The organism is Streptomyces sp. NPDC031670 (assembly GCF_055580545.1).
In genome coordinates, this window is the sequence record NZ_JBVILC010000010.1 from 248386 (window position 1) to 265508 (window position 17123).

At 72.6% G+C, this 17123-nt stretch carries 16 protein-coding genes; 6 read left to right on the forward strand and 10 right to left on the reverse strand.

Going from position 1 to position 17123, the window contains the following annotated elements; all coding sequences use genetic code 11:
• The first annotated feature begins 5 nt into the window (after positions 1-5).
• Positions 6-755 carry a SigE family RNA polymerase sigma factor gene (locus ACZ5ID_RS21010; RefSeq protein WP_468899941.1) on the forward strand — a complete coding sequence of 250 codons (750 nt, stop codon included), beginning with the start codon at positions 6-8 and terminating at the stop codon, positions 753-755.
• A gap of 222 nt (positions 756-977) precedes the next feature.
• Here ACZ5ID_RS21010 and ACZ5ID_RS21015 read toward each other — a convergent pair whose 3' ends face one another.
• On the reverse strand, positions 978-1688 hold the full coding sequence (locus ACZ5ID_RS21015; protein WP_468899944.1) for a uridine kinase: 711 nt from the start codon (positions 1686-1688) through the stop codon (positions 978-980).
• Between the two features lie 64 nt (positions 1689-1752).
• Here ACZ5ID_RS21015 and ACZ5ID_RS21020 point away from each other — a divergent pair, with 64 nt between their 5' ends.
• The gene (locus ACZ5ID_RS21020; protein WP_468899946.1) at positions 1753-2172 is read left to right on the forward strand and encodes a hypothetical protein; all 420 of its coding nucleotides are present in this window, start codon (positions 1753-1755) and stop codon (positions 2170-2172) included.
• Between the two features lie 71 nt (positions 2173-2243).
• Here ACZ5ID_RS21020 and ACZ5ID_RS21025 read toward each other — a convergent pair whose 3' ends face one another.
• Genes ACZ5ID_RS21025 through deoC form a run of 3 tightly spaced genes read right to left on the reverse strand, consistent with a single transcriptional unit; the run spans position 2244 to position 5608 of the window.
• Positions 2244-3203: an aldehyde dehydrogenase family protein gene (locus ACZ5ID_RS21025; RefSeq protein ID WP_468899948.1), complete on the reverse strand. Its 960-nt coding sequence runs from the start codon at positions 3201-3203 to the stop codon at positions 2244-2246.
• Positions 3196-4641 carry an aldehyde dehydrogenase family protein gene (locus tag ACZ5ID_RS21030; RefSeq protein WP_468900021.1) on the reverse strand — a complete coding sequence of 482 codons (1446 nt, stop codon included), beginning with the start codon at positions 4639-4641 and terminating at the stop codon, positions 3196-3198. The genes ACZ5ID_RS21025 and ACZ5ID_RS21030 overlap by 8 nt, the downstream gene beginning before the upstream one ends.
• 10 nt (positions 4642-4651) lie before the next feature.
• Positions 4652-5608, reverse strand: coding sequence for a deoxyribose-phosphate aldolase (deoC, locus tag ACZ5ID_RS21035; protein WP_358831762.1), 957 nt, complete (start codon positions 5606-5608; stop codon positions 4652-4654).
• Positions 5609-5852: 244 nt separating this feature from the next.
• Between deoC and ACZ5ID_RS21040 the strand changes: the two genes are divergently transcribed.
• Entirely contained in the window at positions 5853-7031 is a 1179-nt protein-coding gene (locus tag ACZ5ID_RS21040) for a hypothetical protein (RefSeq protein ID WP_468899951.1), read from the forward strand.
• Between the two features lie 138 nt (positions 7032-7169).
• The gene (locus tag ACZ5ID_RS21045; protein ID WP_468899954.1) at positions 7170-7802 is read left to right on the forward strand and encodes a PH domain-containing protein; all 633 of its coding nucleotides are present in this window, start codon (positions 7170-7172) and stop codon (positions 7800-7802) included.
• Between the two features lie 149 nt (positions 7803-7951).
• Here ACZ5ID_RS21045 and ACZ5ID_RS21050 read toward each other — a convergent pair whose 3' ends face one another.
• The 4 genes from ACZ5ID_RS21050 to ACZ5ID_RS21065 all read right to left on the reverse strand — a co-directional run bounded on the left by ACZ5ID_RS21050 (position 7952) and on the right by ACZ5ID_RS21065 (position 12701).
• Positions 7952-9178: a hypothetical protein gene (locus ACZ5ID_RS21050; protein ID WP_468899957.1), complete on the reverse strand. Its 1227-nt coding sequence runs from the start codon at positions 9176-9178 to the stop codon at positions 7952-7954.
• A gap of 296 nt (positions 9179-9474) precedes the next feature.
• Positions 9475-11115, reverse strand: a complete 1641-nt coding sequence (locus ACZ5ID_RS21055; RefSeq protein WP_468899960.1) for a phospho-sugar mutase — start codon at positions 11113-11115, stop codon at positions 9475-9477.
• A gap of 29 nt (positions 11116-11144) precedes the next feature.
• Complete coding sequence (locus ACZ5ID_RS21060; RefSeq protein ID WP_468899963.1) at positions 11145-11969, reverse strand: purine-nucleoside phosphorylase; 825 nt, start codon at positions 11967-11969, stop codon at positions 11145-11147.
• Between the two features lie 294 nt (positions 11970-12263).
• On the reverse strand, positions 12264-12701 hold the full coding sequence (locus tag ACZ5ID_RS21065; RefSeq protein WP_406554884.1) for a gamma-glutamylcyclotransferase family protein: 438 nt from the start codon (positions 12699-12701) through the stop codon (positions 12264-12266).
• A gap of 152 nt (positions 12702-12853) precedes the next feature.
• On the opposite strand from ACZ5ID_RS21065, the gene ACZ5ID_RS21070 reads away from it, so the two are divergent.
• Both ACZ5ID_RS21070 and ACZ5ID_RS21075 read left to right on the forward strand, forming a co-directional pair.
• Positions 12854-14293 carry an NAD(P)H-quinone dehydrogenase gene (locus ACZ5ID_RS21070; protein WP_406554883.1) on the forward strand — a complete coding sequence of 480 codons (1440 nt, stop codon included), beginning with the start codon at positions 12854-12856 and terminating at the stop codon, positions 14291-14293.
• Between the two features lie 145 nt (positions 14294-14438).
• Positions 14439-15395 carry a DeoR/GlpR family DNA-binding transcription regulator gene (locus ACZ5ID_RS21075; RefSeq protein ID WP_406554882.1) on the forward strand — a complete coding sequence of 319 codons (957 nt, stop codon included), beginning with the start codon at positions 14439-14441 and terminating at the stop codon, positions 15393-15395.
• Positions 15396-15429: 34 nt separating this feature from the next.
• On the opposite strand, the gene ACZ5ID_RS21080 is transcribed toward ACZ5ID_RS21075, so the two are convergent.
• Together ACZ5ID_RS21080 and ACZ5ID_RS21085 are read right to left on the reverse strand one after the other, a co-directional pair.
• Positions 15430-15975, reverse strand: coding sequence for a TetR/AcrR family transcriptional regulator (locus ACZ5ID_RS21080; RefSeq protein ID WP_468900023.1), 546 nt, complete (start codon positions 15973-15975; stop codon positions 15430-15432).
• A 115-nt stretch (positions 15976-16090) separates the two neighbouring features.
• Positions 16091-17123, reverse strand: a 1033-nt coding sequence (locus ACZ5ID_RS21085) for an ATP-binding protein (RefSeq protein WP_468899969.1), incomplete at its 5' end; no start/stop codon positions are given.

A 17123-nucleotide genomic window follows, 5' to 3' on the forward strand; every position in this document is an offset into this window, starting at 1 on the left:
GCGAGATGAACGCACTGCACAGCACCACCTCAAGCGCAGTTGTCACGCGTCTCCACGACGTCGTGCGGAGCGAGAAGTCCGGTGCCGTGAGCGGACGGGGGTGCGCTCGCGGCACCGGGCGTCAGCACCAGTCGTACATGACGGTGCTCGACGCGGTGCCGACCTCGCCCTTCACGGGCGCGGAGGCCGGCGGGGACGCGGCGTACGGGGAGAACACGGGGGAGCGTTCCGCCTCCGAGGTCGAGTTCACGGCCTATGTGCGGGAGCGCCGGGCCTCCCTGTACGCCACCGCCTACCACCTGACCGGAGACCGGTTCGAGGCCGAGGACCTGCTGCAGAGCGCGCTGTTCTCGACCTACCGGGCCTGGGACCGGATCAGTGACAAGGCCGCGGTCGGGGGCTACCTCCGCCGCACCATGACCAACCTCCACATCAGCGCGTGGCGCCGCCGCAAGCTGAACGAGTACCCGACCGAGGAGCTGCCGGAGACGGCGGGCGACACGGACGCGATGCGCGGCACGGAGCTGCGCGCGGTGCTCTGGCAGGCGCTGGCGCGGCTGCCCGAACTCCAGCGCACGATGCTGGTCCTGCGGTACTACGAGGGCCGCACCGACCCGGAGATCGCGGACATACTCGACATCAGTGTCGGCACGGTGAAGTCCAGCATCTGGCGGTCGCTCCGCCGGCTGCGCGAGGACGACGTCCTCGCCTTCGGCCGTGATGAGGAGGAGTCCTTCGGCGAGCTGGTGGCCTGAAGGTCTGGGCCGGCGGTGGCAGCCGCCGGAGTACGGGGATCAGGGGGGAGCGTACGGGGGCCGGCGCCTCGGGGGATGCGTCGGGCGTACGGGTAACGGGGGAACAGGCGGGACCGAAGGGCCGGGGGGCCCATTCGGTCCCGTTCTGTCGTTACGGCGTCCGGGCGCCGGGGTGCGCGGGGAGCCGTGCGGCCCGTCCGCGACCGCCCCCTGCCGGCGCGGTCAGACCCCCGCCGCGGGCGCCGCCGCGGCCGACTCGGCGCCCCGCCCCGCCGCGGCGGCCACCCGGCCGAGCGCCTCCTCCTTGTCGCACGGGTGCGCCCCCAGCGAGGCCTGCCGCGCCACGATCCCCCGCTCGGCCCGCATCAGCCGCCATCCGCGCCGCAGCAGGAACGGCACGGACTTCCGCCCCTCCCTGAGGTCGCGCAGCAGCCGGCGCCGGAACGTGGTCGAGGGCCGCCCGCGCAGACACAGCGCGTCGGCGAGCACTCCGTGTTCCCGCAGAGACGTCACGATGTCGGCGGCGAAGATCCCCTCCGCGACGAACAGCGGCGCGCCGTCGACGCCGAACAGGGTCGTCCCGGTCCGCGAGCTGGTGGCGATGTCGTACTCCGGCACGGCCGTCCGTCCCGTACGGCACAGCTCGACGACGGCCGCCACGGCCGCGTCCGCGTCCCAGGACCGCGGCGAGTCCCAGTCGATGTCGGGGGAGCCCGGCACGCGCGGCAGGGTGGGGTCGTCGGCCTCCTTGTAGAAGTCGTCCAGGCGCAGCACGGGCAGACCCGTGCGGGCGGCGAGGGAGGACTTTCCTGAACCGGAGGGGCCCGTGAGGAGAACGACGCGGGTCGGGATGGCGGGTGCGGTCACGGGACACCAGTCTGAGGCATCCACCCGGGAGGTGGACCCCCCGGGGAGCTGGTTGGTATCGAGCATCACACCTCAACTACGCTGCGTACTCGACACGACACGTAGTGGTGACGTACGAGAGTGGGACGACATGGCACGAAACGACACCGGCGGAGCCCGACGCGGCCGTGTGCTGCTGCGGGCCGGGCTCACCGCGACCGCCGCGGGCGCGGCGCTGGCCGGGGCGGCGGGCGCGGCACAGGCGCTGCCGGGCCCGGCGGAGACGGTCGGGCGGGCCGTCGCGAACCCCGGTGCGGAGGTGGACGGCACCACGCGTTCCGTCACGGGCGACCTGTCGGCCGGGGTGACCAACGCGCTCGCCCCGGCGAAGACGCTCAGCCTCAACCCGTTCGCCAAGACCCGGGTGGACCCGTTGGACAACGCGGTGGGTACGGAGATCGCGGACTTCAAGCCGATCTCCACGGCGATGGCCACGGGCCCGCTGCACGAGAGCGGCGCGCTCAAGGACTTCCCGGTGGTCGGCGCGGCCACGAAGCTGCTCCCGGGCTGAGGCGGACATGCCGAACGGCGCCACGGGTGGGGGCCCGGGGCGCCGTTCGGGGTTCGTGTCCGCCGGGGCGGCTAGTACGCCGAGCCGGAGGCTCCCAGCGACCCGGTCGGGTGCCACACGGTCTTGGTCTCCAGGAAGGCCGTCAGCCGGTGCGTGCCGGGGTCGGCGGCCCAGTCCGCGGCGGCCGGGCGCAGCACGCGCTTGAGGTTGTCCGCGGCGGCGACCTCCAGGTCGCGGGCCAGCTCGGCCCCCGCCCCGGTGAGGTCGATCGCGTTCACGTCCTGGTGCGCGGCCAGCGGCGGCGCGAGCTCGGCCGTCCGGCCCGACAGGACGTTGACGACTCCGCCCGGCAGATCGGACGTGGCGAGCACCTCGCCCAGCGACAGCGCCGGCAGCGGCGCGTTCTCGCTGGCGATGACCACGGCCGTGTTGCCGGTCGCGATCACCGGGGCGATCACCGACACCAGGCCCAGGAACGACGACTCCTGGGGCGCGACGACGGTCACGACACCGGTCGGCTCCGGCGTGGACAGGTTGAAGTACGGACCCGCGACCGGGTTCGCGCCGCCCACGATCTGGCCGATCTTGTCGGTCCATCCGGCGTACCAGACCCACCGGTCGATCGCCGCGTCGACGACGGCCGCGGCCTTGGACTTCGACAGTCCCTCCGCCTCGGCGACCTCGCGGACGAACTGCTCCTTGCGGCCCTCCAGCATCTCGGCGACGCGGTAGAGGACCTGGCCGCGGTTGTACGCGGTCGCGCCCGACCAGGCGCCGAAGGCCTTGCGGGCGGCGACGACCGCGTCCCGCGCGTCCTTGCGGGAGGACAGCGGTGCGTTCGCCAGCCAGTTGCCCTTCGCGTCGCTCACCTCGTACACCCGGCCGCTCTCGGAACGCGGGAACTTCCCGCCCACGTACAGCTTGTAGGTCTTGAAGACACCAAGACGCGTCGACTCGGACTTCTCGGTCGACTTCTCGGCGGGCTTCTCAGCCGACTTCACGGACGACTTCTCAGCCGACTTCTCAGACATCGAGGTAACCCTCCAGACCGTGCCGGCCGCCCTCGCGGCCGAAGCCCGACTCCTTGTAGCCGCCGAAGGGCGAGGTCGGGTCGAACTTGTTGAACGTGTTGGCCCACACGACACCGGCCCGGAGCTTGCCCGCGACCGCGAGGATGCGCGAGCCCTTCTCCGTCCAGATGCCCGCCGACAGCCCGTACTGGCTGTTGTTGGCCTTTGCGACGGCCTCGTCCGGCGTACGGAACGACAGCACCGACAGGACCGGGCCGAAGATCTCGTCGCGGGCGATGGTGTGCGCCTGGGTGACGTTGGTGAAGAGGGTCGGGGCGAACCAGTAGCCGTTCTCGGGCAGCTCGCACGCCGGGGACCAGCGCTCGGCGCCCTCGGCCTCGCCGGTGTCGGCGAGCGCGGTGATCCGGGCCAGCTGCTCGGCGGAGTTGATGGCGCCGATGTCGGTGTTCTTGTCCAGCGGGTCGCCGAGGCGCAGCGTGGACAGCCGGCGCTTGAGCGCGTCGAGCAGCTCGTCCTGGATCGACTCCTGGACCAGCAGGCGCGAACCCGCGCAGCAGACCTGGCCCTGGTTGAAGAAGATGCCGGTGACGATGCCCTCGACGGCCTGGTCGATCGGGGCGTCGTCGAAGACGATGTTGGCGCCCTTGCCGCCCAGCTCCAGCGTGACCTTCTTGTCGGTGCCCGCCACGGACCGGGCGATGGCCTTGCCGACGGCGGTCGAGCCGGTGAAGGCGACCTTGTCGACGTCCCGGTGCTCCACGAGGGCCGCGCCCGCGTCGCCGTACCCGGTGAGGATGTTGACGACGCCCTTGGGCAGACCCGCCTGGCGGCAGATGTCCGCGAAGAACAGCGCGGTCAGCGGGGTCGTCTCGGCGGGCTTGAGGACGACCGTGTTGCCGGTCGCGAGCGCCGGGGCGATCTTCCACGCCAGCATCAGCAGCGGGAAGTTCCACGGGATGACCTGGCCCGCGACGCCGAGCGGCTTCGGGTTCGGTCCGTAGCCGGCGTGGTCGAGCTTGTCGGCCCAGCCCGCGTAGTAGAAGAAGTGCGCGGCGACCAGCGGGAGGTCCGCGTCGCGGGTCTCCCTGATCGGCTTGCCGTTGTCCAGGGTCTCCAGGACGGCCAGCTCACGGCTGCGCTCCTGGATGATCCGGGCGATACGGAACAGGTACTTGGCGCGCTCGCGGCCGGGCAGCGCCGACCACTTCTCGAACGCCCGGCGGGCGGCCTTCACGGCCCGGTCCACATCCGCCTCGCCCGCCTGGGCGACCTCGGAGAGGACTTCCTCGGAGCTGGGCGAGACGGTCTTGAAGACCTTGCCGTCGGCCGCGTCGACGAACTCGCCGTCGATGAACAGGCCGTACGAGGGCGCGATGTCGACGACGGAACGCGACTCGGGAGCGGGAGCGTACTCGAATGGAGTTGGCTGCTTCTTCATGTCCATGGTCTCAGTCCACCGTCACGTAGTCGGGGCCGGAGTAACGGCCGGTCGCCAGCTTCTGGCGCTGCATCAACAGGTCGTTGAGCAGCGAGGAGGCGCCGAAGCGGAACCAGTGGTTGTCCAGCCAGTCCTCGCCCACGGTCTCGTTGACCAGGACCAGGAACTTGATGGCGTCCTTGGTCGAGCGGATGCCGCCGGCGGGCTTCACACCGACCTGGACGCCGGTCTGGGCGCGGTAGTCGCGCACGGCCTCCAGCAGGACCAGGGTGTTGGCGGGCGTCGCGTTCACCGCGACCTTGCCGGTCGAGGTCTTGATGAAGTCGGCGCCGCCCATCATGCCGAGCCAGGAGGCGCGGCGGATGTTGTCGTACGTGGAGAGCTCGCCGGTCTCGAAGATGACCTTGAGGCGGGCCTTGTCACCGCACTCGGCCTTCACGGCCGCGATCTCCTCGTAGACCTTCAGATAGTGACCGGCCAGGAACGCGCCCCGGTCGATCACCATGTCGATCTCGTCGGCCCCGGCGGCCACCGCGTCGCGTACGTCCGCGAGCTTGACCGGGAGGGCGGCGCGACCCGCGGGGAAGGCGGTGGCGACGGACGCGACCAGCACGCCCGACCCCTTCAGGGTCTCCTTGGCGGTGGCCACCATGTCGGGGTAGACGCAGACGGCCGCGGTGGCCGGGGTGGTGCGGTCGAGCGGGTCGGGGTGGACGGCCTTGGCGGCGAGCGCCCGGACCTTGCCCGGGGTGTCCGCGCCTTCGAGCGTCGTCAGGTCGATCATCGAGATGGCCAGGTCGATGGCGTACGCCTTGGCCGTCGTCTTGATCGAACGGGTGCCGAGGGACGCGGCGCGCGCTTCCAGGCCCACCGGATCGATGCCGGGGAGCCCGTGGAGGAAGCGGCGCAGTGCCGCGTCCGACGCGGTCGCGTCGGCAAGGGCAGCTGCAGGTGCATTGGTGGGCATGGTCACCAGATGAGCATATCTACGCGCGTAGCGTCCTGTACAGCCCCGCTGACCAGGGCCGCTTTGGAGCGCTCGGTTCCGCTCCCTGTCACACCGCTGTGACAGGGAGCGGACAGCTCCGGAGAACAAGATCCTTAAGTTTGTTGATGCAGCCCGCCGAAACCTCCAACGGCCCCACTCCGAACGAGAACACAGCGGCATGCGGCTCTTCCCTCTTCCACCACTTGTCTCCTTGGGAGTCGTCATGCGTAACGCCCTCCGCACCGCCCTCGCCACCGCGGTCGTCGCCGGTGTCGCCCTCGCCCCGGTCATCACCGCGACCAGCGCGCTGGCGGCGCCGTCCGTCGCCAAGGCGTCCACCGCCAAGAACGACCGCTACTCCGGTATGCCGGTCTACATCGGCAAGGGGTACGTCGCGGTCCTGCGCAACCACACCGCCGACGGGGGCCCCGAGGCGTGGATCCGTCAGGTCGGCCCGGACTGGAAGCCCGGTGACACCTACATGGTCCATGTCGTGGCGAAGCTGGACCGCGACAAGACCGCCGCCGTCGTCGACGGGATCAACCTGCGCCTGAACCGCGCCGGCGGCGAGCTGCCGGAGCTGGTCGTCTCCGGCGCGGGCAGCACCAACACCACGGTCTACTTCCCCGAGCGCGTGAACGACGCCCCGGCCCCGGCGCCGGCCCCGGCCAAGCCCGTCCGTACGGTCGCGCTCAAGGGCGGGCTGACCGCCAGGGTCTACCACCGCGGCGAGCAGCACCGGTACTACACGGCGACCGTGCTCAAGGGCACCAAGGTGCTCGGCGAGCTCAAGGCGGGCGGGGGCTACGAGCCCAAGGACATCAAGGTCTTCGCGGGGGTCCGGGTCACCCTCACCGCGGGCGGTTACGTCACCTCCGACCTGGCGGGGACCTACGGCGGCCAGGGCGAGAGCACCGACACGGGCCGGCTCGTCCGCACCCAGGCGCTCCTCGGCGGGCTGAAGGGCAAGGTCTACGCCCACGGCGAGGGCAAGCACGTGTACTACACGGCCCACGTCCTGGAGAAGGACGGCAACCAGCTCGGTGTGCTGACGGCGGGTTACGGCCGGGCCGTGACGGACCAGAAGGTCTACCGCCAGGTCTGGGTCCGGGTGATCCTGGACTCCCGCGGCAAGCTCACCTCGGTGGATGTCGACCCCGGCGGCGGCAAGGGCGGGACCGGCACGGGTGCCTCGACGCCCGCCCCCGCCCCCGCCGCCCAGACCGGCGCCACCGGCGTCCAGGTCGTTCCCCGGGGCGCGGTCGCGGCCGGGGCCGAGATCAAGGGCGGTGGCAAGGACGACAACACCGTGCTCGTCGCCGGGGGCGCGGGTCTCGCCTCGGCCGGCGCGGCCGGGCTCGGGTTCGTGGCGCTGCGCCGCCGGGCGGTTGCGCGCGGCTGACGGCCGTACGTCCACAGCCCGCCGGGGGCGCCGCCACCGCTGTGGCGGCGCCCCCGTGCGCGTGTTCCGGGACGGACCCGCGGGCGCGCCCGCGCCCTGTCTCGGCCCCGCTCGAACACGTAGTGCACAATCGGCCCCATGACGAGCCCCACGCCGCCCGCCGAGCCCACCTACGCCGACCGCGTCTACCGCTCACCCGGCGGTATCGCCGGAGGCGTCCTGCTGCTCGCGCTCGGCCTCTGGCTGGCCGGGGACGCGATCGTGCAGGGGCACGGGAGCGCGCCCTGGCTGGCTCTGGCCGGGCTGCTGTGCGGTGTGCCGCTGGTCTTCGCGTTCACCGTGCGGCCGGCCGTGTTCGCCAACGACGACCGGTTGCGGGTCCGCAACCCGTTCCGGACCGTGACGCTCCCGTGGGCCGCCGTCGCTGACGTACGGGCCGGGTACTCCAGCGAGGTGTTCGACCAGGAGGGTACGAAGTACCAGCTGTGGTCGATTCCCGTGTCGCTGCGCCAGCGCAAGCGGGCCGCCCGGGCGCAGGTGCGGGACGCGGCGACGGACCCGTACGGGCGTACGTCCACCACCGCCGGTGCCGACGAGAAGTCCCGGCTCGCCCCTGCGGACCGGACGATCCGGGAGCTGCGGGAGCTGGCGGAGCGGAACGCCGGGCGCGAGGGCGCGCAGGGCCCGGTGGGTGTGCGGTGGGCCTACGAGGTCATCGCGCCCGCCGTCGCCGGGGCCGTGGTGCTCGTGGTGCTGCTCGCCGTGGCGTGAGGTGTTTGCGGGTGCGGTGGGGTGCGGTGCGGGTGCGGAGCGGCCGTGTTCCGGGTGCGGGTCGTGGGTGGCTGGTCGCGCAGTTCCCCGCCCCCTGAAGGCGGGCCGTTCCGCATCGCGCAGTCCCCCGCGCGCCTATGGGTGTCGTTCTACGGTGGGCCCGGCCACACCAGCAGCATGTAGGAGCCCAGCCAGGCCGAGGACAGTGCCGCCCCGCCCAGGACCAGCAGTGTCACATGGCGGCGGGCCCTCGCCAGGGACACCGCCAGGGGGAGCAGGAGCGGGAAGCCGGGGAGCAGGAAGCGGGCCCGGGGGAAGTAGACGCCGCCGCTGCCCAGGACCACCAGGAGCAGCACCGCCGAGAAGGTCAGCAGCGCCAGGGGCTGGCGGTCCGCCACGCTCAGCAGGAACAGGGCGCCCGCCAGGATCAGGACCAGCGAGACGACCACCAGGAACAGCGCGGGGGAGCGGTCGTAGACCAGCAGGGTGCGCAGTTCGCGCAGGGTGTCCGCGCCGCCGTCCCACTCGTTCGTCCACAGCCGCTGGACCGCGAAGTAGCCGTCCCAGCGGCCCAGCCGGGCCCCCACCCAGGCGACGAAGGCGAACCAGCCCAGCGGGGCCAGGAGCGCCCCCGTGAGCGGGCCCCGCGCGGGGCCGCCGCGCCGGAGGGCGACCAGGGCCGCCACCGCCACGGCCGCCGCGACCGCGATCCCCGTCGGCCGGGTCAGTCCCGCCAGCGAGGCCAGCGCCCCGGCCGCCACCCAGCGCCCCGTCAGGACGCAGTACAGCGACCACGCGGCGAGCGCCGTGAAGAGTGATTCGGTGTAGCCCATCCACTGCACGACGGCCACCGGCAGCGCGCCCCACAGGACGGTCAGGACCGTGCCCGCGCGCCGGCCGTACAGCCGGTCGCCGACCGCGAAGATCCCCCACGCCGCCGCCGACGAGCAGAGCACCGCCACGGCCAGCCCCACACTCGCGCGCGAGCCGGGCGTCACGGCCGCCACCGCCTTGATCACGGCCGGGTAGAGCGGGAAGAACGCCAGGTTGTTGTGGTTGAGCCGGGTGCCGAGCTCCCGGTCGTACCCGTGGTCGGCGATGCCGAGGTACCAGTGCGAGTCCCACGAGGTGGCCAGCGTCGGCCAGACGCCGTGGTGCTGCAGGTGCGCCCAGCGGGCGAGGACCGCGAGGCCGAGCAGCCGTACCGCGAGATGGCCCAGGAGCGCGGGCGCGGCCCGGGCGAAGGCGGCCCGGACGGTGGTCCCGAGGAAACGGAGGCCGTCCCCGCCGCCCTGTCCCTGGGGGCTGCGGGCTGCGGGGACGGCACGGCCCGTACGGCTGCGCGTAGGGGCCGCCGTAGAGACGGTCGGGGGCACGGCGGTGCTCCTGGGCTCGGCGGGCGGTTCCGGGCCACCCTTTCTCGGATGATCCGGAAAAGGCCGGGAGCGCTGCGCCGGACGCCGTACGGGATTCACTCGTACGGGTCATGTGGCCGGGCGGAAGGACGGGTGCCGTGGGCGGGCGACGGCCCTGGGCCGGTGTCCCCCGGCCGCTGTCCCCCGGTCGGTGTCCCCCGGTCGGTGTCCCCGGGCCGGCGTCCGTGTCCGGGACCGGGACGGGCCGGTCGCCCGCGGCCCCGGGGAGGGCGCGCGGGCGAACCGGCCCGGTCCGGTCAGATTCCCGCCGCTGCCGCCAGGTCCCGCTTGATGCCGGCCAGCAGGTCCGTCGCCTTCGCGCGGGCCTCGGGCAGCGCCTCGGCCGACGCCACCGGGACCACGACCTCCAGGTAGCACTTGAGCTTCGGCTCGGTGCCGCTGGGGCGGACGATCACCCGGGCGCCTTCGAGGTAGTAGCGCAGACCGTCGGTCGGCGGCAGCTCCTCGGTGCCCTCGGTGAGGTCCTCGGCCCGGGTGACCGCCAGACCCGCCAGTGACGTCGGCGGGTTCTCGCGCAGGCGCCGCATCGCGTCGGAGATGACCGACAGGTCCTCCACCCGCACCGACAGCTGGTCGGTGGCGTGCAGCCCGTGCCGGACCGCCAGGTCGTCCAGCAGGTCCTGGAGCGTGCGCCCCCGCTCCTTCAGGACGGAGGCGAGCTCCGCGACGAGCAGGGCGGCGGTGATGCCGTCCTTGTCGCGTACGCCTTCGGGGTCGACGCAGTAGCCCAGCGCCTCCTCGTAGCCGTACCGCAGGCCCTCCACACGGGCGATCCACTTGAAGCCGGTCAGCGTCTCCTCGTACCCCAGACCGGCCGCCCCGGCGATCCGGCCGAGCAGCGAGGACGAGACGATCGACTCGGCGAAGACGCCGCTCACGCCCCGGTCCACCAGGTGCTGGGCGAGCAGCGAGCCGACCTCGTCGCCGCGCAGCATCCGCCAGCCGCCCTCCACCGACGCGTCCGGTACGGCGACCGCGCAGCGGTCCGCGTCCGGGTCGTTGGCGATGACGATGTCGGGGTTCACCGCGCGGGCCGCCTCGAAGGCGAGGTCCATCGCGCCCGGCTCCTCCGGGTTGGGGAACGCCACCGTCGGGAACGCCGGGTCCGGGTCGGCCTGCTCGGCCACCAGCGCCGGCGGCGGGAAGCCCGCCCGGGCGAAGGCCGCCGTCAGGACGTCCTTGCCGACGCCGTGCATGGCCGTGTAGACGACGCGGGCGGTGCGCGGGGACCCGGGGGTCAGCACCGCGTCCGTACGCGCCAGATAGGCCTCCAGGACCTCCTCGCCCAGCGTCTCCCAGCCCTCCTCGGGCCGGGGGACGTCGTTCAGCGAGGTGACCGCGGCGATCTCGGCGGCGATCTCCGCGTCGGCGGGCGGCACGATCTGCGAGCCGTCGCCGAGGTAGACCTTGTAGCCGTTGTCGCGCGGCGGGTTGTGGCTGGCGGTGACCTCGACGCCGGCGACGGCGCCCAGGTGCCTTATCGCGTACGCGAGGACGGGCGTCGGCAGCGGGCGCGGCAGCACGACCGCCTTCAGGCCCGCGCCGGTCATCACGGCGGCCGTGTCGCGCGCGAAGTCGGCGGACTTGTAGCGCGCGTCGTAGCCGACGACGACCAGGCCGTCGCCCTGCCCCTTCGCCTTGAGGTACGCGGCGAGCCCGGCCGCCGCCCGGATGACGACCGAGCGGTTCATCCGCATCGGCCCGGCGCCCAGCTCGCCGCGGAGCCCGGCGGTGCCGAACTGGAGCATGCCGCCGAACCGGACGGCCAGCTCGTCGAGCTCCTCGTTGTCGATGAGCTTGGCCAGCTCCTCGCGCGTCTCGCCGTCCGGGTCCTCGGCCAGCCAGGCCTTGGCCCGCGCGATCAGGTCCTGCGTCACGTCGACATCCCTTTCGGTACGGATCAGGGTCAGATGCGGTCGAGTACCCGGGTCAGCAGCGAACCCATGCGCGCCGCCGAGTCACGGCCGGCCTGGAGCACCTCTTCGTGGTTGAGGGGCTCGCCGGTCAGACCCGCGGCCAGGTTGGTGACGAGCGAGATGCCCAGCACCTCCGCGCCGGCCTCGCGGGCCGCGATGGCCTCCAGGACGGTCGACATGCCGACGAGGTCGCCGCCGAGCACCCGGACCATGTTGATCTCGGCCGGGGTCTCGTAGTGCGGCCCGGGGAACTGGACGTACACGCCCTCTTCCAGCGACGGGTCGACCTCCTTGCACAGCGCGCGCAGCCGCGGCGAGTACAGGTCGGTCAGGTCCACGAAGTTGGCGCCGATGATCGGGGAGGCGGCCGTCAGGTTGAGGTGGTCGCTGATCAGGACGGGCTGGCCCGGGCGCATGCCCTCGCGCAGACCGCCGCAGCCGTTGGTGAGCACCACGGTCTTGCAGCCGGCGGCGACGGCGGTGCGCACGCCGTGCGCGACGGCGGCGACGCCGCGGCCCTCGTAGTAGTGCGTACGGCCCAGGAAGACCAGGGCGCGCTTCTCGCCGATCCGGTAGGAGCGGATCTTGCCGCCGTGGCCCTCGACGGCGGGCGGCGGGAAGCCGGGCAGCTCGGTGACCGGGAACTCGGCCTCGGGCTCGCCGAGCGCGTCCGCGGCCGGGGCCCAGCCGGAGCCCATCACCAGGGCGACGTCGTGGGTCTCGGCGCCGGTGAGCTCGCGCAGGCGCGCGGCGGCGGCGTCGGCGGCGGCCTGGGGGTCGCCCTGGATGTTGTCCGGAATAACAGATGCGTTCACGACGACGAGGGTAACGGGTGGAGGCCTACGCGCGTAGATGACTGGCGGCACAAGGGTGCGATCGTTGTCTTGTCGTTTCCGACGAGTGAGGGTGCCAGGGGTTTGTCCGCGGGCCGGTGGCGGGTTGCCCGCGCCCCTGGGGGCTGTGGCCGAGCCGGGTTCTCCGGGTGCGGGGGACCCCCTGGGGGCGCGGGGAACTGCGCGACCAGCCCCCCGGGCCGCAGCCAACGAACTCCTCAGGCGCGAGGAACCCACCACTCGGCCGCAGACGAACCCCGGGCCGGCGTCAGCAGGTCAGCAGGGCCGCTTGCGCAGCTCCATCACGTAGTCGTGCGGCGCGCCCGCCGACTCCGCCGCGTCCGCCAGCTCCCCCAGGTAGCGCGCGGAGGGCAGTCCGCCCTCGTACGCGTTCAGGACGTACACCCAGGCCGGCTCCTCGCCGTCCAGCGTGTCCACCCGCACCCGCATCCGGCGGTAGATGTCGAGGCCCACGCCCTCCCAGCGGTCCAGGGAGTCCTCGTCCAGCGAGGCGATGTCGTAGAGCGCGACGAACACCTGGGAGCGCGGCGCCTCCACGATCGTGGCCAGGGCGCCCTCCCAGCCCATCTGCTCCCCGCCGAACGTCAGCCGCCAGCCGTTGAGCCAGCCCGTGCCGCGCAGCGGCGAGTGCGGTGCGCGGCGCGTCATCAGCCGCGGATCCATGTTGCCGGCGTACGCGGCGTAGAGCGACATGGTGTCGAGGGTACGACAGCGGCCCGCGGGCGCCCGCGTGAGAAGGGCACACGCGTGTGACAGCCGTATGGCGCCCCGGGGGCGAAGCATCTTGAAGCGTGCGGGACAATGAGCTACGTACTGCATTTCCTCAATGCGAGGCGGACTTTTTCGTGACCCGGATCGTGATCATCGGTGGCGGACCCGGCGGATACGAGGCGGCCCTGGTGGGCGCCCAACTCGGCGCGGAGGTGACCGTCGTCGACTGCGACGGTCTGGGCGGGGCGTCGGTGCTCACCGACTGCGTACCGTCGAAGACTCTGATCGCGACGGCCGAGGTGATGACCACCTTCGACTCTTCGTACGAGGAGTTGGGCATCCTGGTCGCCGACGACACCCCGCCCGAGGAGCAGTCCGCCCGTGTGGTCGGCGTCGACCTCGGCAAGGTCAACCGACGGGTCAAGCGCCTCGCGCTCGCCCAGTCGCACGACATCACCGCCTCCGTGACCCGGGCCGGCGCCCGGGTGCTGCGCGGGCGCGGCAAGCTCGGCGGCCCGCAGGGCATCGACGGCACCCGGGACGTCATCGTCACGGCCGCCGACGGCAGCGAGGAGATCCTCACCGCCGACGCCGTGCTCATCGCCACCGGCGGGCACCCGCGCGAGATCCCGGACGCGCTGCCGGACGGCGAGCGCATCCTGAACTGGACCCAGGTCTACGACCTGGACGAGCTGCCCGAAGAGCTGATCGTGGTCGGCTCCGGTGTGACCGGCGCCGAGTTCGCCGGCGCGTACCAGGCGCTGGGCTCCAAGGTCACCCTCGTCTCCTCCCGCGACCGGGTGCTGCCGGGCGAGGACCCGGACGCGGCGGCCGTCCTGGAGGACGTCTTCCGCCGCCGCGGCATGAACGTGATGGCCCGCTCCCGCGCGCAGTCCGCCAAACGCGTCGGGGACCGGGTGGAGGTCACGCTCTCGGACGGGCGCGTCATCAGCGGTACGCACTGCCTGATGGCGGTCGGCGCGATCCCGAACACCGCCGGGATGAACCTGGAGGAGTCCGGGGTCAAGCTCCTGGAGTCCGGTCACATCTGGACCGACAAGGTCTCGCGCACCTCCTCGCCGGGCGTGTACGCGGCCGGTGACGTCACCGGCATCTTCGCCCTCGCCTCGGTCGCGGCCATGCAGGGCCGGATCGCGATGTACCACTTCCTCGGCGACGCGGTGGCCCCGCTGGACCTCAAGACGGTCTCCTCGAACGTCTTCACCGACCCCGAGATCGCCACCGTCGGTTACTCGCAGGCCGACGTGGACGCGGGCAAGATCGACGCGCTGGGGGTCAAGCTGCCGCTGCTGCGCAACCCGCGCGCCAAGATGCAGGGCATCCGGGACGGCTTCGTGAAGATCTTCTGCCGGCCGGGCACCGGGATCGTGGTCGGCGGCGTGGTCGTCGCGCCGCGCGCCTCGGAGCTGATCCACCCCATCTCGATCGCGGTCGACAACAACCTGACCGTGGAGCAGATCGCGAAGGCGTTCACGGTCTATCCGTCCCTGTCGGGTTCGATCGCGGAGGTGGCCCGCCAGCTGCACTCGCGCAAGAGGGCGGGCGAGGCCTAACCGGGGCGCCCGGCGGCGCGGCGGCGTGGGACAAGGCGCCCGGGAGGGCGCCTATATACCACTTCAGGGACACCTCTGTGCACACCTTCTGTTATTCGGCGCAACTTGCTGAAAACAATCGGCCGCTCACGTTACTGTCAGTTTCGTGTTCGCTGCAGAACGTCGCCAATTGATCCTCGAAATGGTGCGGGCCAACGGTGCGGTATCGCTCCGGGAGCTCGCCCGCGTCGTCCAGACCTCCGAAGTGACCGTACGGCGGGACGTGCGGGCGCTGGAGGCGGAAGGACTCCTCGACCGCCGGCACGGCGGTGCGGTACTGCCGGGCGGACTCACGCGAGAGTCCGGCTTCCCGCAGAAATCCCATCTCGCGACCGCCGAGAAGACGGCCATCGCCGACCTCGCCGCGAGCCTCGTCGAAGAGGGCGAGGCCATCGTGGTCGGCGCCGGGACGACCACGCAGGAGCTGGCCCGCCGGCTCGCGCGCGTCCCCGGCCTCACGGTCGTCACCAACTCCCTGCTGGTCGCCCAGGCGCTGGCCCACGCCAACCGCGTGGAGGTCGTCATGACCGGCGGCACCCTGCGCGGCTCCAACTACGCCCTGGTGGGCAGCGGGGCCGAGCAGTCCCTCCAGGGGCTGCGGGTCTCGCGCGCCTTCCTCTCGGGGAGCGGGCTGACGGCGGAGCGCGGTCTGTCCACGTCCAACATGCTCTCGGCGAGCGTGGACCGCGCCCTGGTGCAGGCCGCCGCCGAGGTGGTCGTCCTCGCCGACCACACCAAGCTCGGCACCGACACCATGTTCCAGACGGTGCCGACGGACGTGATCACGCGCCTGGTCACCGACGAGCCCCCCGGCCACGACGACCGGGCCGCCACCGAGCTCCAGGCCCTGGCCGACCAGGGCGTGCAGATCACCGTGGCCGGTCCGGCAGCCGGCGGCGAGGGCGTCCCGCCGGGGCGCCAGCCCCGCCGGGACGTGCCGCTGCCCGGTCAGCGGCGCAGCCATGTGCCCGGCGCCGGGCCGCAGTTGCGCACCGCGGCCCCGCTGGGCGACCAGCAGGGACCCGGAGAGCGGGCCAGAGTGGCCGACCTGCGGCGCCGCTGAGCGCCCGGCCCCTCCACGCGGAGGGGACCCGGGCTTACGGCTTCAGGCCCCGCAGGGTCAGGGCGAGCAGCCGGTCGGCCAACTCCGGGTCGTCCGGCGCCTGCTCCGCCGCCAGGGCGATCGCGTTGGTGAGCTGCATCAGATCGCCGATCGTCACGTCGACTCGTACGGAACCGGCCAGCTGGGCGCGCTCCAGCAGGGCGCTGCCCGCCTCCCGCATCGGGGTGCTGCACTGCGCCAGGGCCGAACTGTCGTCGTGCGACGCCGACATGAGGGCACGCGCCACCCCTCGGTACTCACCCGTATGAGTGATGATGGCGCGCAGCCACTCCACGAGCGCCGTACAGGGCTGGTCGGCGCCGAGCAGCTCCCGGGAACGCGCGAGAAGGACGTCCACCTCGCTCTGGAAGATCGCGCTCATCAGCGCGTGGCGGTTCGGGAAGTGCCGGTAGAGGGTGCCGATCCCGACGCCCGCGCGCCTGGCCACGTCTTCGAGGGAGGCGTCCGTCCCGTGCTCCGCGAACGCGCTCCTCGCCACGCCCAGGAGCCGCTCGTAGTTGCGGCGCGCGTCGGCACGCATCGGCCTCGTCGTCATACCCCAAGGATGCCCGAACCGCGCGTACGGCCGAAGCCCCCGCCGGGCGAACCGGCGGGGGCTTCGGAAGACGGACGACGGACCGGGTCCGTACGCGAGGTCAGTCCTTGATTTCGCAGATCGCCGCACCCGAGGTGACCGAGGCGCCGACCTCGGCCGCGAGGCCCTTGACGGTGCCGGAGCGGTGGGCGTTGAGGGGTTGTTCCATCTTCATGGCTTCGAGGACGACGATGAGGTCGCCTTCCTTGACTTCCTGGCCCTCTTCGACCGCGACCTTGACGATCGTGCCCTGCATCGGGGACGCGAGGGTGTCGCCGGAGGCCGCCGAGCCCGCCTTCTTGGTGGCACGGCGCTTGGGCTTGGCCCCGGCGGCCAGGCCGGTGCGGGCCAGCGACATACCGAGCGAGGAGGGCAGCGAGACCTCCAGCCGCTTCCCGCCGACCTCGACCACGACCGTCTCGCGACCGGCCTCCTCGTCCGTCTCGGCGTCGGCCGGGGCGGCGAAGGGCTTGATCTCGTTGACGAACTCGGTCTCGATCCAGCGGGTGTGGACGGTGAAGGGGTCGGAGGAGCCGGTGAGTTCGGGGGCGAAGGCGGGGTCCTTGACGACCGCGCGGTGGAAGGGGATGGCGGTGGCCATGCCCTCGACCTGGAACTCCTCCAGGGCGCGGGCGGCGCGCTGGAGGGCCTGTTCGCGGGTGGCGCCGGTGACGATGAGCTTGGCGAGGAGGGAGTCCCAGGCGGGGCCGATGACGCTGCCGGACTCCACGCCGGCGTCGAGGCGGACGCCGGGGCCGGAGGGTGCCTCGAAGCGGGTGACGGTGCCGGGGGCGGGCAGGAAGTTGCGGCCGGGGTCTTCGCCGTTGATGCGGAACTCGAAGGAGTGGCCGCGCAGCTCGGGGTCGCCGTAGCCGAGTTCCTCGCCGTCGGCGATGCGGAACATCTCGCGGACGAGGTCGATGCCGGCGACTTCTTCGGTGACGGGGTGTTCGACCTGGAGGCGGGTGTTGACCTCCAGGAAGGAGATGGTGCCGTCCATGCCGACGAGGAATTCGACGGTGCCGGCGCCGACGTAGCCGGCTTCCTTCAGGATGGCCTTGGAGGAGGCGTACAGCTCGCGGACCTGGGCGTCG